The 20,590-nt window shown below is 72.5% G+C and carries 16 protein-coding genes; 9 read left to right on the plus strand and 7 right to left on the minus strand.

The window, feature by feature from the left end:
• Positions 1–268 precede the first annotated feature (268 nt).
• The 3 genes from ACBI99_RS20985 (at position 269) to ACBI99_RS20995 (ending at position 4,596) form a co-directional block, all read left to right on the plus strand.
• Positions 269–1,963, plus strand: a complete 1,695-nt coding sequence (locus tag ACBI99_RS20985) for an enoyl-CoA hydratase-related protein (RefSeq protein WP_375073151.1) — start codon at positions 269–271, stop codon at positions 1,961–1,963.
• Between the two features lie 16 nt (positions 1,964–1,979).
• On the plus strand, positions 1,980–3,509 hold the full coding sequence (locus ACBI99_RS20990; protein ID WP_308126251.1) for a UDP-N-acetylglucosamine 1-carboxyvinyltransferase: 1,530 nt from the start codon (positions 1,980–1,982) through the stop codon (positions 3,507–3,509).
• Positions 3,510–3,576: 67 nt separating this feature from the next.
• Complete coding sequence (locus ACBI99_RS20995; protein ID WP_219519098.1) at positions 3,577–4,596, plus strand: tyrosine-type recombinase/integrase; 1,020 nt, start codon at positions 3,577–3,579, stop codon at positions 4,594–4,596.
• A 19-nt stretch (positions 4,597–4,615) separates the two neighbouring features.
• Here ACBI99_RS20995 and ACBI99_RS21000 read toward each other — a convergent pair whose 3' ends face one another.
• Both ACBI99_RS21000 and ACBI99_RS21005 read right to left on the minus strand, forming a co-directional pair.
• The gene (locus ACBI99_RS21000) at positions 4,616–5,143 is read right to left on the minus strand and encodes a GyrI-like domain-containing protein (RefSeq protein WP_219519095.1); all 528 of its coding nucleotides are present in this window, start codon (positions 5,141–5,143) and stop codon (positions 4,616–4,618) included.
• Complete coding sequence (locus ACBI99_RS21005; RefSeq protein WP_375073152.1) at positions 5,140–5,997, minus strand: MerR family transcriptional regulator; 858 nt, start codon at positions 5,995–5,997, stop codon at positions 5,140–5,142. Before ACBI99_RS21005 ends, ACBI99_RS21000 begins: the two co-directional genes overlap by 4 nt.
• Positions 5,998–6,062: 65 nt before the next feature.
• Between ACBI99_RS21005 and ACBI99_RS21010 the strand changes: the two genes are divergently transcribed.
• From ACBI99_RS21010 to ACBI99_RS21020, 3 genes are read left to right on the plus strand one after another with little or no spacing between them, the layout of a single operon-like run.
• Complete coding sequence (locus tag ACBI99_RS21010; protein ID WP_357585039.1) at positions 6,063–6,824, plus strand: MerR family transcriptional regulator; 762 nt, start codon at positions 6,063–6,065, stop codon at positions 6,822–6,824.
• A 40-nt stretch (positions 6,825–6,864) separates the two neighbouring features.
• Entirely contained in the window at positions 6,865–7,185 is a 321-nt protein-coding gene (locus tag ACBI99_RS21015; protein WP_219519086.1) for a helix-turn-helix transcriptional regulator, read from the plus strand.
• Complete coding sequence (locus ACBI99_RS21020) at positions 7,182–8,015, plus strand: SRPBCC family protein (protein ID WP_308126250.1); 834 nt, start codon at positions 7,182–7,184, stop codon at positions 8,013–8,015. The genes ACBI99_RS21015 and ACBI99_RS21020 overlap by 4 nt, the downstream gene beginning before the upstream one ends.
• A gap of 29 nt (positions 8,016–8,044) precedes the next feature.
• Here the strand turns inward: ACBI99_RS21020 and ACBI99_RS21025 are convergent, their stop codons facing one another.
• The 4 genes from ACBI99_RS21025 to ACBI99_RS21040 form a co-directional block, all read right to left on the minus strand.
• A complete protein-coding gene (locus tag ACBI99_RS21025; RefSeq protein WP_375073153.1) occupies positions 8,045–9,103 on the minus strand; it encodes a DUF4037 domain-containing protein in 1,059 nt (352 codons plus the stop codon).
• Between the two features lie 103 nt (positions 9,104–9,206).
• A complete protein-coding gene (locus ACBI99_RS21030; RefSeq protein ID WP_375073154.1) occupies positions 9,207–9,845 on the minus strand; it encodes a GNAT family N-acetyltransferase in 639 nt (212 codons plus the stop codon).
• Positions 9,846–9,994: 149 nt separating this feature from the next.
• Positions 9,995–11,425: an adenylosuccinate lyase gene (purB, locus tag ACBI99_RS21035; protein WP_219519078.1), complete on the minus strand. Its 1,431-nt coding sequence runs from the start codon at positions 11,423–11,425 to the stop codon at positions 9,995–9,997.
• 118 nt (positions 11,426–11,543) lie between these two features.
• Complete coding sequence (locus tag ACBI99_RS21040) at positions 11,544–14,777, minus strand: efflux RND transporter permease subunit (protein WP_375073155.1); 3,234 nt, start codon at positions 14,775–14,777, stop codon at positions 11,544–11,546.
• 108 nt (positions 14,778–14,885) lie between these two features.
• On the opposite strand from ACBI99_RS21040, the gene ACBI99_RS21045 reads away from it, so the two are divergent.
• Complete coding sequence (locus ACBI99_RS21045) at positions 14,886–15,332, plus strand: MarR family winged helix-turn-helix transcriptional regulator (protein WP_219517217.1); 447 nt, start codon at positions 14,886–14,888, stop codon at positions 15,330–15,332.
• 66 nt (positions 15,333–15,398) lie between these two features.
• Here ACBI99_RS21045 and ACBI99_RS21050 read toward each other — a convergent pair whose 3' ends face one another.
• Entirely contained in the window at positions 15,399–17,684 is a 2,286-nt protein-coding gene (locus ACBI99_RS21050) for a HelD family protein (RefSeq protein ID WP_375073156.1), read from the minus strand.
• 94 nt (positions 17,685–17,778) lie between these two features.
• Here ACBI99_RS21050 and ACBI99_RS21055 point away from each other — a divergent pair, with 94 nt between their 5' ends.
• The gene (locus tag ACBI99_RS21055) at positions 17,779–19,407 is read left to right on the plus strand and encodes a carboxylesterase/lipase family protein (RefSeq protein WP_375073158.1); all 1,629 of its coding nucleotides are present in this window, start codon (positions 17,779–17,781) and stop codon (positions 19,405–19,407) included.
• A 113-nt stretch (positions 19,408–19,520) separates the two neighbouring features.
• On the plus strand, positions 19,521–20,576 hold the full coding sequence (locus ACBI99_RS21060; protein ID WP_375073159.1) for a hypothetical protein: 1,056 nt from the start codon (positions 19,521–19,523) through the stop codon (positions 20,574–20,576).
• The last annotated feature ends 14 nt before the right edge of the window (positions 20,577–20,590 follow it).

A 20,590-nucleotide genomic window follows, 5' to 3' on the forward strand; every position in this document is an offset into this window, starting at 1 on the left:
GGGGTGATCGTGGCGGTGGGCTGCCCTCTCCCCCGGCGGCGGTGTGTGCGGGGTGCGGGACGGAGGGTGGGGGGTTTCGGTCAGCGGGGGTGGGTGGGGGTTGGGCCTCCAACCGAAGAAAAATCCCGACATATGGGTAGAAATCACCTCCGCCATCGTGGTGTTCTGCTGGGATTTGTCATCATTGCTTGCCGGACCATGTCAGCATCGATGCACGAACGTCCCATATGGGGCCGCCATAAAACGACATCGTCCGGAGGATCCCCCCTTGCGCATCCTGCTGCTGTGCTCCTCGTTCAACGGCCTGACCCAGCGTGCCTGGCTGGAGCTGCGCCGGGCCGGTCATGACGTCAGCGTGGAGCTGGCGTTGTCGCCGGAGGTGATGCTGGAGGCCGTCCAGCTGGCCAAGCCGGATCTGGTGATCTGCCCGTTCCTGAAGGAGAAGGTGCCGGCCGAGCTGTGGCGGGGGCAGCGGACGGTGATCATCCATCCGGGTCCGCCCGGGGACCGGGGGCCGTCGTCGCTGGACTGGGCGATCCTCGAGGGGGCCGCCGAGTGGGGTGTGACGGCGTTGCAGGCGGTCGAGGAGATGGACGCGGGCCCGATCTGGGCGTACCGGATATTCCCGGTGCCGGCGGGGCCGCCGCGCAAGTCGGCGCTGTACAACGGGCCGGTGGCGGACGCGGCGGTGGAGCTGGTGCTGGAGGTGGCGGCGAAGGCGGGTGACCCGGCGTTCGTGCCGGAGCCGCTGGACTACGCGCGGCCGGAGGTCGTGGGCAGGCTGCGGCCGGCGATGCGGCGGGCGGACCGGGAGGTGTCGTGGGCGGAGCCGACGGCGGAGGTGGTGCGCCGGGTGCGGGCGGCCGACGGGTCGCCGGGCGGCCTGGCGGAGCTGTGCGGGATGCGGGTGCGGGTGTTCGACGTGTATCCGGGTCCGGCGCTGGCGGGGACTCCGGGGACGGTCGCGGGCCGGCGTGAGGGGGCGGTGCTCGTGCACACCGGCGACGGGTCGGTGTGGGTGGGGCATCTGCGCGCGGAGGAGCCGGGCGCGGTCAAGCTGCCGGCGGTGTCGGTGCTGGGTGAGCGGGTGGCGGAGGCGCAGGAGCGCCCGGGCTACAGCGAGATCACCTATGACCGGGGCGACGGGGTCGGGGTGGTGAGCTTCGACTTCTACAACGGGGCGATGTCGACCGACCAGTGCCGGCGGCTGGCGGCGGCGTTGCGGTACGCGGCGGCGCAGGACACGCGGGTGCTGGTGCTGCGTGGTGGTGAGGTGTTCTCCAACGGCATCCATCTGAACGTGATCGAGGCGGCGCCGCATCCGGAGCTGGAGGCGTGGACGAACATCAACGCGATCAACCAGGTGTGCCGTGAGCTGGTGTGGTGCACGGGCCAGCTGGTGGTGACGTCGGTGGGCGGCAACGCGGGCGCGGGCGGGGTGATGATGGGGCTGGGCGCCGACCGGGTGATCGTGCGTGAGGGTGTGGTGCTCAATCCGCATTACCGGACGATGGGGCTGTTCGGCAGCGAGTTGTGGACGTACACGCTGGTGCGGCGGGTGGGTGCGCGGGAGGCGGCGCGGCTGACGGGTGAGGCGCTGCCGATCGGGGCGCGGGAGGCGGTGGAGCTGGGGCTGGCCGACCGGGCGATGGCGGGGTCGCGGCAGGCGTTCGAGCGGTCGGTGCTGGAGTACGCGGAGAGACTCGCGGCCGATCCCGGGTATGGACGGTTGCTGGCGGCCAAACAGGCGGCCAGGGATGCCGACGAGCGGCGCAGGCCGCTGGAGGCCTACCGGGTGGAGGAGCTGGCGGAGATGAGCCGGGACATGTTCGACGACAGGTCGGGGTTCCGGCAGGCGCGGGAGGCTTTCGTGCACAAGCGGAAGGCTGACCGCACACCACCGCATCTGGCGGTTCATCGTGAACTGTCCGGCACGTCGCTCCCGGGGGCATCTCATATGTGAGATAGGTTGTGGGGTTGTGGCAGACGATTACCTTGTGCGGATCGGCCGGCTGATCCGGGATGCTCGCCAGCATCGTGGTTGGACACAGCTGCAGCTGGCCGATGCGCTGGCGACGAGCCAGAGCGCGGTCAACCGGATCGAGCGCGGCAACCAGAACATCAGTCTTGAGATGATTGCGCGGATCGGCGAGGCGCTCGACAGCGAGATCGTGTCGCTCGGCTACGCGGGGCCGATGCATCTGCGGGTCGTGGGCGGGCGCCGCCTGTCGGGCAGCATCGAGGTGAAGACGTCCAAGAACGCGTGCGTGGCGCTGCTGTGCGCGTCGCTGCTCAACTCGGGCCGCACCATCCTGCGCAAGGTGGCGCGGATCGAGGAGGTCTACCGGATCCTGGAGGTGCTCGCCTCGATCGGGGTGCGGGCGCGGTGGATCAACGAGGGCAGCGACCTGGAGATCGTCCCTCCGGCCCGGCTGGAGCTGGAGTCGATGGACACCGAGGCGGCGCGGCGCACGCGCAGCGTCATCATGTTCCTCGGGCCGCTCATGCACCGCACCGACCAGTTCCGCATCCCGTACGCGGGCGGCTGCGACCTGGGCACGCGCACGGTGCAGCCGCACATGTCGGCGCTGCGGCACTTCGGCCTCGACATCACCGCGACCGGCGGCTTCTACCACGCGCGGGTGGACCGGGGGGTGTCGCCGTCGCGGGCGATCGTGCTGACCGAGCGCGGCGACACGGTCACGGAGAACGCGCTGCTGGCGGCGGCGCGGCACGACGGGGTGACGGTGATCCGCAACGCCTCGTCCAACTACATGGTGCAGGATCTGTGCTTCTTCCTGGAGCAGCTCGGCGTGCGGGTCGAGGGCATCGGCACGACGACGCTGACGGTGCACGGGGTCGCCTCGATCGAGCGTGACGTCGACTACTCGCCGTCGGAGGACCCGGTCGAGGCGATGAGCCTGCTGGCGGCGGCGGTGGTGACGTCGTCGGAGCTGACGATCTGCCGGGTGCCGGTGGAGTTCCTGGAGATCGAGCTGGCGGTCCTGGAGGAGATGGGGCTCGACCACGACCGGGGGGCGGAGTACCCGGCGGCCAACGGCCGCACCCGGCTGGTGGATCTGACGGTGCGGCCGTCCAAGCTCGTCTCCCCCATCGACAAGATCCACCCGATGCCTTTCCCGGGGCTGAACATCGACAACGTGCCGTTCTTCGCGGCGATCGCCGCCTCGGCGCAGGGTTCGACGCTCATCCACGACTGGGTCTACGACAACCGGGCGATCTACCTGACGGAGCTGACGCGGCTGGGCGCGTCGGTCAAGCTGCTGGACCCGCACCGGGTGCTGGTGGAGGGGCCGACGCGGTGGCGGTCGGCGGAGATGATGTGCCCGCCGGCGCTGCGGCCGGCGGTGGTGGTGCTGCTGGCGATGATGGCGGCCGAGGGCACGTCGGTGCTGCGCAACGTGTACGTGATCAACCGTGGTTACGAGGATCTGGCCGAGCGGCTGAACGCGCTGGGGGCGCGGATCGAGACGTTCCGCGACATCTGATTTCGTCGGTGGCGGCCGCTACCGTCTCTCCTTGGATGGATCTTTCCCGAAGGGGTGAGGGGGGACGGTGCGGCCTGCGGAGCTCGACCGGGTCACGGTGGCGGAGGCGGCTGATCGCTATGTGGAGCTGGTGCGGGCGCGGACGCTGACGGGGGCGCTTTCGGCCTCGACGGCGGAGGTGTACGCGCGCGATGTGGCGACGCTGGTGGAGCTGGCCGGCGCGCGGACGGTGCTCGACGATCTGACGGGTGAGGACGTCGACGCGATCCTGCTGGCGTTCGCGCGCAAGCCTGACGGGCGGCGCAGCGCGCCGGAGCCGGGAGCCCGCCAGTCGGCCTCGTCGCAGGCGCGCTTTCGCCGGTCGGTGTCGGCGTTGTTCAAGCACGCGGCGCGGGCCGGGTGGGTGCAGCTGGATCCGATGGCGTCGGCGACGGTGACGGCGCGCGAGCGGGGCGGGCTGCGGCCCGAGCGGCGGGCATTGACGCGTGAGCAGGCGCAGGGGCTGATCGGGGCGGCGCGGGAGCTGGGCGAGGCGGCGCCCCGGCCGGGCCGGCGGCGTGATCAGCGCACGGAGGTGCGTGACGCGCTGATCGTGCTGCTGCTGACGACGCTGGGGCCACGCGTGTCGGAGCTGGTGGGCGCCAACGTGGAGGATTTCTTCACCAACGACGGGGTGCGTTACTGGCGGATCTTCGGCAAGGGCGGCCGCACCCGGGACGTGCCGCTCCCCCGTGACGTGGCGCACGTGCTGGAGGTCTATCTGGAGCGGGGGCGGCCGGAGTCGGCCGACAAGGCGCTGCTGCTGTCGTGGCGGGGGCGGCGGCTGGCGCGTGGCGACGTGCAGGCGGTGATCGACCGGGTGCGGCGGCAGGTCGACCCGGACCGGGCGCGGTCGGTGACGCCGCACGGGCTGCGGCACACCACGGCGACGCATCTGCTGGCCGACGCGGTCGACATGGACGCGGTGCGGCGGGTGCTGGGGCACAGTGACCTGTCCACGCTGGGCCGCTACCGTGACGAGCTGCCGGGCGAGCTGGAGGTGGCGATGCGCGCCCACCCGCTGCTGCGCGAGCCCCGCGAGCGGTGAGGCCCGCGGGGCGCTTCCGTCACAGGGGGCTGTCCTTGCGGACCGGCTGGCGCAGCAGGGTGCGGGGCCGGGGGTCGTCCAGCGGCGTCAGGTAGATCTCGTGGTGGGGGCCGTTGGGCACCAGGTGGTGGGCGGTCATGTAGGCGTCCATGACGGCCAGCGTGCGGTGCTCCTCGCTGAAGGGGCCCTCGTGCGTCAGCTGCACGCACTCCCCCTCGGTGTGCACGCTCACGCGCACCCGGTCGACGGCGGCGCCGGAGGGGCGGGCCTGTTCGCGGGCGCTCTCCAGCAGTCCCGGCTCCGGCATGCCGGGCAGGGGCAGCAGCAGGTGCCAGCGCCACAGTTCGCGCGGCACCTGCAGCGGTGGCCGTTCGTCCTCGGCCCACCACAGTCCTTCCAGCGGGCCGGCGGGGCCGCCCAGGCCGGCGGCGACCGCGTACAGGGCGCCGATCGCGGTGGTGTGCTCGCTGCCGCCGGGCTCGCCGAGCCCGGTGACGCTCAGGCAGACGAGCGGGCCGAGGGTGACGCGTTCGGGGGTGTCGTTCATCGTTCCTCCTGCAGGGCGATCATCAGATGGGTGACGAGCCGCTCCGGCGGCGTCACCGCCGGGTCGGAGACGTACACTTCGCGGATCGGGCCGCGGGCCCGCAGCCGCCGTTCGGCGCACCAGGCGAGCACGGCGTGCGCGGTGAGGGCGATCTGCCCGTACGGGCCGACGTGGGTGGCCATGGCGAACGTGCCGCCGGGCAGCACCTCGGTGCGCACCCCGGCGGGGGGTTCCTCCCAGGGGTCGCCGGGGTCCAGGACGAGCGCGACGGCCACGTCGACGACGTCGCCGAGGTCGGCGGGGAACAGGCCGATCAGCCGCACCTGCCCACCACCTGGCCCACCACCTGGCCCACCACCTGGCCCACCGGACGGGCCGCTCGCGTGGCGGGCGGCCATGAGGCGGGCGACGGCGGCCGAGGTGGCGGCGCCGATGCCCTCAGGGCCGTCGGCGGGCTCGCGCACCACGGCGGCCCGGTGCGCGGGCTCCTCGACGACCCGCACCGGCGGCTCGGGCAGCCCTTCGGCCATGACGCGTTCCAGCGCCGCCAGGGCCTGGCGTCTGCGGGCCAGCTCGCTCTCCAGGGCGTCCCGTACCGACTCCAGGGCGCCGGGCCGGCCGGCCAGCACCTCGCCCACGGCGGGCAGCGGCACGTCGAGCGAGCGCAGCAGCCCGATCGACAGCGCGGTGCGCGCCTGCGACGGCCGGTAGTAGCGGTAGCCGGTGTCGCCGTCCACGTATGCCGGCTCCAGCAGGCCCAGCTCGTCGTAGTGCCGCAGTTGCTTGACGCTCAGGCGGCTGAGCCGGGCGAACTGCCCGATCGGCAGCAGGTCCTCGTCCACGTCCCCCAGCATGGACTCTCCGGCGGGGGGAGAGTCCACTTGCCTCTCACGCCACGTGAGGGTTCATGCTGGAGGGCATGAGTCTGTCTGTCGGCCAGGTGTCCCGGCTCGCGGGGGTGACCGTGCGCACCCTGCACCACTACGACGAGATCGGGTTGTTGTGCCCGGGTGAGCGCACGGCGGCGGGCTACCGGCGCTACACCGACGACGACCTGGTGCGGCTGCAGCAGGTGCTGCTCTACCGGGAGCTGGGCTTTCCGCTGGAGGAGATCGCCGTCATCCTCGACGATCCGCAGGTGGACGAGGTGACGCAGTTGCGCCGCCAGCACGAGCTGCTGTCGCGCAAGTCGGAGCGGCTGCGGGAGGTGATCGCGGCGGTGGAGCGGGCGATCGAGGCGCGTTCCCTCGGGATCGCGCTGACGCCGCGGGAGCGGCTGGAGGTGTTCGGCCGGTTCCGGCCGGAGGACCATGAGGCGGAGGTGGAGCGGCGCTGGGGCGGCACCGACGCCTACGCCGAGAGCCGCCGCCGCGTGGCCTCCTACACCAAGGGCGACTGGGTGGAGCTGAAGGCGGAGGCGGAGGCGATCGGCGTGGAGCTGGCGGCGGCGTTCACCGGCGGGCTGCCGGCGGGCGGGGTGCGGGCGATGGATCTGGCCGAGCGGCATCGGCTGCACATCTGCCGGTGGTTCTACACGTGCACGTACGACATCCACCGGTGCCTGGGTGAGCTGTACGTGTCGGATCCGCGGTTCACGGCGGCCTACGACGAGGTGACGCCGGGGCTGGCGGGGTACGTGCGGGAGGCGATCGCGGCGAACGCGGACCGGCACTCCCCCTGATACATTCCCATCCCGGTATATAACCGGTAGAGTATGAAGCATGCGTTTCGACGTTCTGGCGGAACCGGCCCGGCGGCAGATCCTCGACCTGCTGCTGGAGCGCCCGCGCCTGGTCGGCGAGCTCACCCAGCGCCTCGGCCTCACCCAGCCCGGCACCTCCAAGCACCTGCGCGCCCTGCGCCAGGCCGGCCTCGTCACCGTCCGCAAGGACGCCCAGCGCCGCTGGTACGAGCTGCGCCCCCAGCCGCTGGCCGAGATCGACGCCTGGCTCACCCCCTACCGGCGACTGTGGGCCGGCAGCCTCGACCGGCTCGAACACCACCTGGACACCATGCCCGACGACCCTCCGGAGGAGCCGTGAACGAGCACCTGACCACCCGCCCCGACGGCCGCACCGAACTACGCATGCAACGCCGCCTGCCCCACCCGCCCGCCAAGGTGTGGCGCGCCATCACCGAGCCCGCCCACCTGCGGCACTGGTTCCCGGCCGAGATGAGCATCGACGGCGACCGCGTCAGCTACGGCTTCGGCCCCGACGGGCGCGTCGTCGAGCTGCGCCCGCCCCACGTGTTCGCCCACACCTGGGGGGAGGACGAGCTCCGCTGGGAGATCCACCCCGACGGCGACGGCTGCGTCCTGGAACTCACCCACACCTTCGGCGACCGCTTCGGCGCCGCGAGCTTCGCCTCCGGCTGGCACACCTGCGCCGCCGCGCTCGCCGCCCACCTCGACGGCCGCCCCTTCACCCCGCCCGCCCCCGGCCGCCTGCACGAGGACTACGTCGCCATCCTCGGCCTCGTCCCCGGCACCGTGGAAGAGACCGGCGACGGCGGCGCCGTCCTGCGGATCGAACGCCAGCTCACCCGCCCGGCCGCCGACGTGTGGGCCGCCCTCGACGGCGGCCGGGCCACCCCCGGCGCGCCGCCGCCCGCCCCGTTCACCGCCGGCGGCGTCCCCGCCGGCCCCGTCACCCGCGTCGAGCCCGGCAAACTCCTCGAATACGAGCTCGAGCACGACAGCGAGAGCGAGTACGAGAGCGCCGGCGGCGTCATCCGCTGGGAACTGGCCGAAGGCACCGGCCACGGCGCCCGCCTCGTCCTCACCGGCACCGGCCAGGCCGCCGCCCTGCGCGCCACGCTGCCCGCCTGGCGCGCCCGCACCGAGGAGCTCGCCGCCACCCTCGCCCCCTGACCGGCGCACCGGACAGGGCTACGGGAGCCTCAGGCGCCCAGGCCGAGCGCGGCCGCCGTCACCGCCCGCGCCCGCCCCGGCGCCATCAGCAGATCCGTCGAATCCGACAACTGGTCGACGCACCCCGTCAAGGGCAGCGCCCTGACCACCGGATCGGCCACCTGACCCAGCAGCGCCTCGGCGAACCGGTCACCCCCGATCACCTCGAACGGCCGATCATGGAAGGCCCGCACCCGCTCGTCCAGCCGCACCGCCAGCCCCGCCCGGTTCTGCAGCGCCGCCAGCCGCGAATACGCCGACGACAGGCCCTCCTGCCGCTCCCGCCACGACCGCGCCGCCAGCGCCGCCCCCAGCGACTCGCCCAGCTCCACCGACCCGGGCAGCCGCGCCAGGGCGCTGCCGAGCCATTTGGCGTACGGGGGATAGCGGCGGCGCAGCAGCAGCGCCAGCCGCATCACCTCCCGCGCCAGCCGCGCCCCCACGACCGCCGATCCCAGCTCGTCGCCGACCTCGCCGCACCGGCCGGGGAACGCCTCCTCCTGCGCGATGCGCCGCCACTGGCAGGCCAGCACGTAGCGCCACACGTCACGCGGATACCAGCGCAGCGTCCGCCGCACCGCCTCCAGCCCGCCTTCATCCGGCCGCCCGCCATCCGGCCGCCCGCCACCCGGCCCGCCGGAGGGCAGGCCGTCGTGGAACACCTCACCGCACGTCACCTCCGCCAGCCGCTGCCACGGCACAGACAGCCAGTCCAGCACCGACACCCCGCCACGCGGATCGAACCCGAGCTGCCCCCGCAGCCACTCCCCCAGATCCGCCACCACCACCCCCGGCCGCACCTCACCGTGATAGTCGAACACCGTGGGAAACCCGCCGAAACACTCCGGCAGCCGGCGCGTCACCGCCGCCTCCACCTCACCCACCAGCCCCTCGGGCACGAACACCAGCACCCGAGGCCCCCAATCATGATCAGCCGAACGGCCCGTGTCGAAGGCCAGCACCTCCGACCCGGGCCCCACCAGCGCCGCACTGTGCCGCACACCCGCCAGCAGCGGCGCCACCGCCTCCCGATAGAAGGCACGGGACAATTCGATACCAGGCACAAAATCGGTCATCACGCGTCCACTGTGCCTGACGCCACCCGCAACCTCACCCGAATTAATTTTCGACCCGGACCGCACCCCGGAGGGTTCAGGCAGCCACGTGGGCGGCCAGCACCGGGCGGCGCACGTACCCGATCCGCCCGTACACCGACAGAGCCGCCGCGTTGTCGTCGTCCACCATCAGCGCCGCCCGCCCGTGCTCGGCCACCAGCTCCCGCGACACCCACCGGCACACCCGCTCGGCCAGCCCCCGCCCGCGCCGGCTCGCCACCGTCGCCACCCCCGCCAGCAGCCCCACCGACGGCGCCGACCACGCATCGGCCGCCACCGCCGCCAGCTCCCCGCCGATCCGCACCCCCGCCCACCGCCGCACCCCGGCCACACCCGGCACCGCGTACGAGTCGGGCGCGTGCCCGGCCAGCAGCGCCGCCACCTCACCCTCCGCCGCGCCCCCCAGCCAGCCCACCTCCGGGCCACCCGCGTCGTCGTACGGGACCGGGCCGCCGGGCAGGCTCATCCACGAGAACGCCCCCGACACCTCCACCCCGTCCAGCTCCGCCACCACCCGCGACACCAGTTCCCGCTCACCCAGCGGACGATAGGACGGCCCCAGCTCGGCCAGCGCGAACCGCACCAGCCGCACCGCCGCCACCGAAGACGCCGGCCCCGGACCCGCCCACACCACCAGCCGGTCCCGCCGCGAGATCGCCGGAGCCGACGCCACCACCGCATCACCCAGAGCCCACGCCCGAGCCCCGCCCTCCAGCCGCTGAGCCGCCCACACCAGCAGATCGTCATCCCCGCACGCCGCACGCACCTCAGCCGGCGACCCCAGCTCCCGCACACCCCCGCGCACGAAAGCCGGCGACACCGACGTCACAGGATCGCGCCCGGCCGATAAGCCGCCGCCTCCGGACGAGCCGCCACCACCTCACCCACCTGCCGCACCACCGACGCCACCTGACCCGCCGCCGCCCCCGTGAACGACACCCGATCCGCCAGCAACCCCTCCAGCGCCGCCCGATCCAACGGGAACCGCTCATCAGCCCCCAGCCGATCCAGCAGCTCATTGGCCGCCCCCCGCGACCGCATCGCCAGCGCCGACGCCACCGCATGCTCCTTGATCAGCTCATGCGCCTGCTCACGCCCCACCCCCGCACGCACCGCCGCCATCAGCATCTTCGTCGTCGCCAGGAACGGCAGATACCGATCCAGCTCCGCCGACACCACCGCCGGGAACGCGCCGAACTCCTCCAGCACCGTCAACATCGTCTCCACCAGCCCGTCGAAGGCGAAGAACGCATCCGGCAACGCCACCCGGCGCACCACCGAACACGACACGTCCCCCTCGTTCCACTGGTCACCCGCCAGCTCACCCACCATCGAGGCGTAACCCCGCAACACCACCGTCAGCCCGTTCACCCGCTCACACGAGCGCGTGTTCATCTTGTGCGGCATCGCCGAGGAGCCCACCTGCCCCTCCTTGAACCCCTCCGTCACCAGCTCGTGCCCGGCCATCAACCGGATCGTCTTGGCCAGCGACGACGGCGCCGCCGCCAGCTGCACCAGCGCCGTCACCACCTCGAAGTCCAGCGACCGCGGATAGACCTGCCCCACACTCGTGAACCGGTGCGCGAACCCCAGATGAGCCGCCACCCGGCCCTCCAGCTCCGCCAGCGCCCCCTCGTCACCGCCCAGCAGATCCAGCATGTCCTGAGCCGTCCCCACCGGCCCCTTGATCCCCCGCAGCGGATAACGCGCCAGCAGCTCCTCCAGCCGCCGATACGCCACCAGCAGCTCATCGGCCGCCGACGCGAACCGCTTGCCCAGCGTCGTCGCCTGCGCCGCCACATTGTGCGAACGCCCCGCCATCACCGTCGCCTCATGCCCGGCCGCCAGCTCCGCCAGCCGCGCCAGCAACGCCACCACCCGATCACGCACCAGCAGCAGGCTGTCGCGCACCTGCAACTGCTCCACGTTCTCCGTCAGATCACGCGACGTCATGCCCTTGTGCACCTGCTCGTGCCCGGCCAGCGCGTTGAACTCCTCGATCCGCGCCTTCACGTCGTGGCGCGTCACCCGCTCCCGCGCCGCGATCGACTCCAGATCCACCCGCTCGACGACCTTCTCGTAATCATCGAGCGCCCCCTCCGGAACCGCCACCCCCAGCTCCGCCTGAGCCCGCAGCACCGCCAGCCACAGCCGCCGCTCCGCCACCACCTTGTACTCGGGAGACCACAGGCGCGCCAGCTCCGGCGAAGCGTAACGAGCGGCGAGAACATCAGGGATACGAGGCTTCGAAGTCACGTTGGACAAGTGTATTCACCACCCCCCGCCCCGCACCCCACCCCCCGCCCAACGCCGGCGGGCGCCTCCCCACCCCAGGGAAGACGCCCGCCACACACCACCGGCCCAGGCCAGCAGGTCAGGCCGGCTCCAGCACCTTGCCCGCCTTAGGCTCCTGCGGCGAGCGCCGCAACCGCTCCTTGGCCCGCTCCACCATCGTGTACAGCGTCGGCACCAGCACCAGCGTCAGCAACGTCGACGTCACCAGCCCGCCGATCACCACGATCGCCAGCGGCTGCGAGATGAACCCGCCCGACCCCGTCACACCCAACGCCATCGGCGTCAACGCGCAGATCGTCGCCACCGCCGTCATCAGGATCGGCCGCAACCGCTGCCGGCCGCCCTCGATGACCGCCTCCACCACACCCATCCCCTGATCCCGATACTGGTTGATCAGGTCGATGAGCACGATCGCGTTCGTCACCACGATGCCGATCAGCATCAACATGCCGATCAACGCCGGCACACCCATCGCCGTGTCCGTCGCCACCAGCAACCCCACCGCGCCCGTCGCCGCGAACGGCACCGACACCAGCAGGATCAACGGCTGCACGAAACTCCGGAACGTCGCCACCATGATCATGAACACGATCGCGATCGCCGCCAGCATCGCCAGCCCCAGATCCGCGAACGCCTCCTGCTGATCCGCCGACGCGCCCCCGATCTCGTACGACGCACCCGCCGACAACCCCAGACCGTCCAGCTTCTCCGTCAACGCCTGCGTCACACTGCCCAGATCAGTAGCCGTCGCCTTCGCCGACACCGTCGCCGACCGCTCACCGTCGATCCGCGTCACCTGCGTCGGACCCGCGACCCGCTCCACCTCGGCCACCGACGACAGCTTCACCAGACCCGCCGCCGTCGGCAACCGCAGATCCTCCACCGCCTTCACGTCCTCCGGCGCGTCACCGCCCCGCAGCACCAGATCACTCGCCCGCCCGTCCAGCGTCAGCTGACCCAGCGGCGCGCCCCGGAACGCCTGCGCCACCGCCTGACCCACCGCCGCCTCCGACAGACCACGCTCGGCCGCCTCCTCACGGTCCACCCGCACCTCGATCCGAGGCGCCGACGACTCCAGGTTCGACGACACATCACGCAGACCCGCGACCTCACCCATCGCCGACGCCACCGCGTCCGCCGCCGACCGCAACGCCTGCTCGTCCGGCGCCCGCACGATCACCTCGACCCCGTCGGAGGAGAAACCCCCCGCACCCGCGGCGCCGACCGTCACCTCACCGATCCCCGACACCGACGCCAGCCGCTCACGCAACGCCTGCTCCACCGCCGGCGCGTCCACGCCCTCGGCCAGCGTCACCGAGTACGACGCCCGATCCGCGCCACCCCCGGCCCCGCCCATCATCGCGTTGCCGCCACCCACGGTCACCTGGTACGACTCCACACCCTCCAGACCGGAGAGCACGTCCTCCACCTTCGCCGCGGCCTCGTCCGTCGTCCTGAGATCCGTGCCCACCGGCATCCGCTGGCTCAACGACACCGAATTCTGCCCCGACGAATCCAGGAAGTTCGTCTGCAGACCACCCGCCAGCCCCATCGTGCCGACGAACACCGCCACACCGATCAGCACCGTCACCAGCTTGAACCGCGTCGCGAACCGCAACACCGGCAGATACGCCCGCTGCAACAGGCTGCGCCGCTCCTTGGCCTCGGCCACCTCACGCTGCTTACGCGCCTCCTCAGGAGACAACGACGGCGCCTTCAGGAACCAGAACGCCAGCACCGGCACCACCGTCAGCGACACCACCAGCGACGCCAGCAACGCCACCGACACCGTGATCGCGAACGGGCTGAACAACTCACCCACCATGCCGCCCACGACCGCGATCGGCACGAACACCGCCACCGTCGTCAACGTCGAGGCCGTCACCGCCCCCGCCACCTCGCGCACACCCGCGAGGATCGCCGACAGCTTCGCCTCCCCATAACCCAGATGACGCTTGATGTTCTCCAGCACCACGATCGAGTCGTCGACCACCCGGCCCACCGCGATCGTCAACGCGCCCAGCGTCAGCATGTTCAGCGAGTAATCACCCGCCCACAGCACCAGCAGCGCGATCACCACCGACAGCGGGATCGACACCGCCGTCACCAGCGTCGAACGCACCGACAACAGGAACACCAGGATGACCAGCACCGCGAACACCAGGCCCAGCACGCCCTCGGTCGTCAGGTTCTCGATCGACTCCTCCACGTACGGAGCCTGATCGAACACCACCTCCACCGCGGTGTCCGAACTGTCACCCAGCGCCCGCGTCAGCTCCGGCAGCTTCTCCCGCACCTCGTGCGAGATCGCCACCGCGTTGCCGTCCGGCGTCATCGTCACCGACACGCCCAGGCTCGTCTTGCCGTCCGTACGCGTGATCGTCGTCGCGTCGGCCAGGCCGCGCTCCACCGTCGCCACATCACCCAGCCGCACCGGCTTCAACGGCCGGGGCTGCGCCACCGCCTGCGGCTGACCCTGCCGTGCCTGCTGCTGGGCCTGCGGCTGACCTTGACCAGGACGCGCCTGACCCTGCTGTCCCTGCTGGACCTGACCCGGCTGCGCCTGCGGCTGAGCCGGCGTCAGATACAACCCCTTCAGCTCCGCCAGCGAATCGACCCGCGACCCCACCTGCACCGTCAGCGACTTGCCGTCATCGACCAGCGTGCCCGCCGGGATCGGCGTCCCGTTCGCCCGCAGCACCTCGGGGATCTGCGCCGCCGACACCCCGGCCAGCGCCATCTTCTTCACATCCGGCGTGATCGTCACGACCTCGTCACGCGTACCCGTGACCTCGGCCTCCCGCACACCCTCGACCGCCTGCAGCTCCGGCACCATCACCTGACGCAGCTTGTCCGCCATCGCCCGCGGATCCCCGCCGTCACCCACCGCCAGCACCAGCACCGGCAGGTCATCGGTGTTACCCGCCACCACCTGCGGCTCCACATCAGCCGGCAGCCGGCTCTGCACCCGGCTCACCGCCTGCTGCATCTTGCTCACCGACTGCTCGATGTCCGTCCCGAACGCGAAAGCCACCTGGATCTGCGCCAGGCCCTCCTTCGACGTCGACGTCATCGACTCCATCCCGGCCAGCCCCTGGAACGCATCCTCCAGCGGCTCGGTGACCTGCTCCTCCACGATCTCCGGAGAAGCACCCGGATACGGCGCCACCACGAACGCGCCGGGAAAGGACAAGGACGGCAGCAACTGCTGCTTCAGCTGCGGGATCGTGAACGCGCCGAAGGCGCTGAGCACGACCGCGATCAATATCACAAGGCTGCGGTTGGCAAGGCTCAACCGGGCGAGTGCGGTCATGGAGGTGTCCCCTTCAAGAGTTCGCCCCGAGACTAACACTTCGCCTGATACGAATATTTAGCCCTACATGACTTTCCTGATAACCTTCTCAGGAACCGAGAGGTGTATGTGAACGACGAACGCGAAGACCTGATCCAGCGGATCTCCGACACCCAGCGCGGCCTCGGCCGAGTCTTCGCCCAGCACAAATCCCCCCTGTTCACCTCCAACCTCACCATGCGCCAGCTCAAGGTGATCATGCTGGTCGCCGTCAACGGCTCCGCCACCGGCCAGGACCTCGCTCACCACCTCGGCGTCGCCCTCGCCACCGTCACCGGCCTCGTCGACCGCCTCGTCGCCCACGGGCTCGTCAGCCGCCACGAGGACCCCCACGACCGCCGCGTACGCCGCGTCGAACTCACCGAGGCCGGCGCCAAGCTCGTCGAGGAGATCAACAACGTCGGGCTGCGGCAGTACCGGCGCATCATGGAGCACCTCGACACCGAGACGCTGCGCTGCCTCGACCACGTCACCACCCGCCTGCGCGAGGTCGCCGAGAAGCTCTACAAAGAGTGAGACTCCCCGTCGTCGATCGGTTGTTCTGCTCGGGCGATTCCTTGGAATCGCCCGAGCCCACGTCCTTTACAATGTAGATTTCTCGGTCAGGCCGGACAGCACCTCCGGCAGATCGCCCTCGTAGGCCACCGTGAGCCGCCGCGTCGCCCGCGTCAGCGCCACATACAGGTCCCGCAACCCCATCGGCGACTGCCCCGCGATGCCCGCCGGATCCACCACCACGACCGCGTCGAACTCCAGTCCCTTGGCCTGCGTCACCGTCAGCGCCACCACCGGCGCGTCCAGGTCGCCGCCCGGGAACAGCTCCCCGGCCCGCTCCCGCAGCGCGTCGGGCACGAGCACGCCCACCCGGCCCTCGCCGATCGCCGCCAGCTCCTCGGCCGCCAGCGCCGGCACCCCCGCCAGGCCGCACCGCACCGCCCGCGGCGGCGCGTCACCCTCGCGCACCGACTCCGGCGGCCGCAGCCCCGGATCGATCGCCCGCAGCACCCGCGCCGCCACCCGCATGATCTGCGCCGGCGTCCGGTAGTTCACCTCCAGCCGCTCCACCCGCCACCGGCCCGCCAGATGAGGATCCAGCACGTCACCCCACGAACGCGCGCCCGCCGCCGACCCCGTCTGCGCGATGTCGCCCACCACCGTCAGCGACCTGGCCGGAACCCGCCGCATCACCATCCGCCACGCCATCGCCGACAGCTCCTGCGCCTCGTCGACGATCACGTGCCCGTACGCCCACGTCCGGTCGGCCGCCGCCCGGTCCGCCGTCGTCAGATCGTCACCGCCGCCGTCATGCCGGTCGGCCAGCATCGCCGCCTCGTTGAACACGCCCTCGTCCAGCAGGCCCGTCGTCGCCAGCACCTCGTAGGCGTACAGCTCCTGCTCACGCCGCTCCTCCAGCGCCGCCCGGCCCGCCACCCGCTCGGCCGAGTCGTCGCGCCCCAGCAGCTCGGCCGCCTCGTCCAGCAGCGGCACGTCACCCACCGTCCACCCCGCCTCGCGCGGGCGCACCAGCGCCCGCCAGTCCAGCCCCGCCGGCGCCAGCGCCCGCAACGTCGCCGGCGAGGACAGCAGCTCCGCGACCAGCCGCTGCGGCGTCAGCTCCGGCCACAGCGCGTCGACCGCCCGCCGCACCGCCGGTTCGGCCCACAGCCGCCGCGAGGCCAGCGCCACGTCCACCTCGTCCAGGTCACGCTCCAGGTCCAGCGGCTCGTGCAGCTCCGGATCCTCCAGCTCCATCTCCGCCAGCCGCAGCCCCGCCTCCAGCGCCCGCGCCTCGGCCAGGGCCAGCTCCTTCAGCAGCTCGGTCACGTACAGCTTGCGCGCCATGTTGTGCGGCAGCCGCACCGCCCGCGCCCGCTCGCGCAGCCGCCGGCACACCTCGCCCGGCACCCGCAGCGTCAGCCCGTCGGCCACCACCTCCAGGTCGCCGTCCGGCACCCGCTGCCGGTCGCGGACCGCCGCCGCGACCAGCTCCGCCATCCGCGCGTCACCCTTGACCGCCGCCGCGCGCGGCGCGTCGGCGGCCGTCGCCCGCACGCCCGGGAACAGCTCGCCGAGCGTCGCCATCACCACCTGCGTCTCGCCCAGCGCCGGCAGCACCTGGCTGATGTAGCGCAGGAACATCGCGTTCGGCCCCACCACCAGCACGCCGCGCCGCTCCAGCGTGTCGCGGTGGGTGTAGAGCAGGTAGGCGGCCCGGTGCAGCGCCGCCACCGTCTTGCCCGTGCCCGGCCCGCCCTGCACCACCAGCGCGCCCTGCAGCGACGAGCGGATCACCCGGTCCTGCTCGGTCTGGATCGTCGCCACCACGTCGCCCATCCGGCCCGTCCGGCCCCGGCGCAGCGCCGCCAGCAGCGCCGCCTCGCCCACCAGCGACCGCCGGTCGCCGTCGCTCATCCCCTCCAGGTCGAACACCTCGTCGTCCAGCCCCACGACGGTGCGGTCCCGCGTGTGCAGATGACGGCGCCGCACCAGCCCGCCCGGATCGGTCGCCGTCGCCAGGTAGAACGCGCGGGCCGCGGGCGCCCGCCAGTCGATCAGCACCGACTCGTGCTCCTCGTCGCGCAGCCCGATCCGCCCCACGTACGTCGTGCGCCCCGCCCGGTCGTCGACCCGGCCGAAACACAGGCCGCGCTCGACCGCGTTGAGCTGCGCCAGCCGGCGCGCCTGCTCGGCCGCCAGCGCCTCGCGCTCCACCCTGGCCTGCCGCGACCCGCCCGCGTCACGCCCGTACACGTCGCGCAGCAGCTCCGCCGTCCGCCGGCGGGCCTCGTCCAGCCTGGCGTAGAGCGCCGAGACGACACCCTGCTCGGTGTCAAGGGCTTCCGCAAGAGCATCTTGACGATTCGCCATTCTGTGATACACTCCTAACAGGAGGCTTTGTGGGCTGTCGCCGTTCTGAGCAGTCGAGCCTACCCGTTCCCGTGCGTCCGCGGCAAGCCCGACGGTGTATCCAGGTGCACCCCGGGCCGGGATTCACCGCCATTACCCCGCCGAGCCGCCATCCCTAGGCTCGCGGCATGACCTTGAAACGTACTCTCGGCGCAGCCGTGCTGAGCTTGGCCTTCGTCATGGCGGGCACCGCGCCGGCGGACGCGGCCCCACGGGACGTCGTCCGGACCGACACGGGCCTGGTGCGAGGCGAGACCGCCCGCGACCACCGGACCTTCCGGGGCATCCCCTACGCCGCTCCCCCGTCGGCGACCTGCGCTGGCGGTCGCCCCAGCCGGCGCCCGCCTGGCGTGGGGTCCGCGACGCGACACGCCCCGGTGACAGATGCGCCCAGTCCACGGACCTGTGGGGACTGCCGGCCAGCGACAGCGAGGACTGCCTGTACCTCGACGTTAGCGCCCCGCGCCCGGCCACCGCGCGCAGCCCCAGGCCCGTCATGGTCTGGCTGCACGGCGGCAGCCTGACCAAGGGAGCCGGCAGCGACTACGACGCCACCCGCCTGGCCACGCGCGGCGACGTCGTGGTGGTCACCGTCAACTACCGGCTGGGCGTGTTCGGCTTCTTCGGTCATCCCGGACTGGCGGGCGGCGGGGCCTACGGGCTGGAGGACCAGCAGGCCGCCCTGCGCTGGGTCCAGCGCAACGCCGCGGCCTTCGGCGGCGACCCGCGCAACGTCACGCTGTTCGGGGAGTCCGCCGGAGCGCACTCGGTCTGCGCCCACCTGGCGTCGCCCACCGCCGCCGGCCTCTTCCACCGGGCGATCACCCAGAGCACGTTCTGCTCCCAGACCGCCTTCACCGGCAGCCGCCTGAGGCCGGTCATGGACCTCCCCATGTGGGTGCCCAAGACCGCCCACGAGGCGCACGGCGCCACCATCGCCACCGCGCTCGGCTGCACCGACCCGAAGACAGCCGTCGCCTGCCTGCGCCGCAAGCCCGTCTCACAGCTCCTCGCGCAGCAGCCGCTCCCCCTCCCCGGCTACGGCAACGCCGTGCTGCCCGCCGATCCCGCCACCGTGTTCGCACAGGGCCGCTTCCACCGCGTGCCGATCCTCACCGGCATCACCCGTGACGAGGGGACGCTGTTCACCTCGCTGATCTTCCCCGGTCTCACCGAGCAGGAATACCAGCAGGGCCTGCGGGACCTCTTCGGCGACGACGCCGCGGCGATCGCGGCCGAGTACCCGTCCCGCGGGCGGCCCGCGCAGGCCGTGGCGGCGATCATGAGCGATCTCGACTGGGCCTGGGCCGGCCGAGTTAGCGACCGCCTGCTCAGCGAGCACACCCCGGTCTACTCCTACGCGTTCGCCGACCGCACCGCGCCGCCGATCTTCCCCCTTCCCGGCGGCGTGGAGCCGCTCGCCTCGCACGGATCGGAACTGTCGTTCCTGTTCCCCGGGGCCCCGCTCACCCGCGAGCAGCGCGAGCTCGGCGACCTGATGATCGCGTACTGGTCGCGCTTCGCCGCGACCGGCGACCCCAACGCTCCCGGCCTGCCGCGCTGGAAGCCCGTACGCGCCGGGCACGTCCATCGCCTGGCCCCGGGCCCCGGCGGCGTCGGCGCCTACGACCAGGACGCCCTCCACAACCTGGCCTTCTGGGACCGCCTGGCACATCGCCCGTAGGCGGCCGATCAGTGGGCATGCGTGGTGAATCCGTGGCAACCACGCATGCCCCGCACCACCACCCCGGCACATACTGATCTCCACGAACCCGGACGAGGACGAAGGAGATCACCGTGGCCGGCGACGTACTGAACGAGGCCTACGCACGATTCCACCGCACCGGCCCCGAATGGGGCGAGAACCAGCTCACCAACCACGGCCCGATGGCCGTCGAAGTGCTCGTGCGCCGAGGCCACGCCGACCGCGTGGACCGCTGGATGACCGGCTACCTCGACCGGCTCGACGACCTGCCCGGCCGCACCGCCGACATCGACGACGCCACCTGGGCCGAAGCGCTCGGCGACGGGCGGCGCGTCGGCGACTGGACCGCGTACTTCACCCGCCTGCTGGCCGAACAGCCCTGGCGCGACGTGCTCGCCACCTGGTGGGCCCGCCTGCTGCCCGGCGTCCTGGCCGGCACCACCCACGGCGTCATCAGGGTCGGCCACGCCACCCGCGCGCTCCTGGCCGGCGCCGAAGGCCCCGCCCCGCTCGGCGAACTCGCCCACGGCCTCGCCTTCTGGGCCGCCCGCTCCCAGCCCGTGCCCGCCGTCGGCCGCCCCTCCGGGACGCTCGACCCGCACGCCGCCCTGGACGCCCTGCCCCGCATCCCCGACCAGAGCGGCTACGTCGCCGACCGGCTCGGGCAGCTTCCCCGCCTGCCCGGCTGGGACGCCACGGTCACCGCGCTGCGCCCCGCCGCCACCCCCGACGACGTACGCGCCCGCCTGGCCGACCTCGTCACCGCGGCCACCCTGCGCTACCTCACCCACGGCCACGGCGCGCCCGTCCTGCTCGTCCACACCGCCACCGCCCCCAACGCCGTCCTGCACGCGCTGCCCGCGCTCCCGCACCAGCTGTGGAAGCCCAGCCTGACCGCGATCTGGACCACCACCGCCGCGATCTTCTCCGCCTACGCCCCCGCGCGCCCAGCCCCGGCCGAGACGCTGCCCGGCGCACCCACCGACTCCGACGGGGCCGCCGACGTGGTGGAGCGGGCCGTCGCGCACGCCGACGAGCACGTCATCAAGTTCACCGACACCGCGGCCGAGGTCTACACCCGCACGGGAGACCCCCGCGCCCTCGCCGCCTGCCTCCGCGCCGGCGCCCTCATCGAACCACCCCGCTGAAGCGCCCCGCCGAG

This window comes from Nonomuraea sp. ATR24 (assembly GCF_041950485.1).
Classification (GTDB): domain Bacteria; phylum Actinomycetota; class Actinomycetes; order Streptosporangiales; family Streptosporangiaceae; genus Nonomuraea; species Nonomuraea ceibae.

Excerpts from the sequence above, each read along its gene's own strand:
- ACBI99_RS21010 (WP_357585039.1), top strand. The coding sequence starts at position 6,063 with ATGAGTCTGTCTGTCGGCCAGGTGTCCCGGCTCGCGGGGGTGACCGTG.
- ACBI99_RS21005 (WP_375073152.1), bottom strand. The coding sequence starts at position 5,997 with ATGCTGGGGGACGTGGACGAGGACCTGCTGCCGATCGGGCAGTTCGCC.
- ACBI99_RS21015 (WP_219519086.1), top strand. The coding sequence starts at position 6,865 with ATGCGTTTCGACGTTCTGGCGGAACCGGCCCGGCGGCAGATCCTCGAC.
- ACBI99_RS21040 (WP_375073155.1), bottom strand. The coding sequence starts at position 14,777 with ATGACCGCACTCGCCCGGTTGAGCCTTGCCAACCGCAGCCTTGTGATA.
- ACBI99_RS21050 (WP_375073156.1), bottom strand. The coding sequence starts at position 17,684 with ATGGCGAATCGTCAAGATGCTCTTGCGGAAGCCCTTGACACCGAGCAG.
- ACBI99_RS21000 (WP_219519095.1), bottom strand. The coding sequence starts at position 5,143 with ATGAACGACACCCCCGAACGCGTCACCCTCGGCCCGCTCGTCTGCCTG.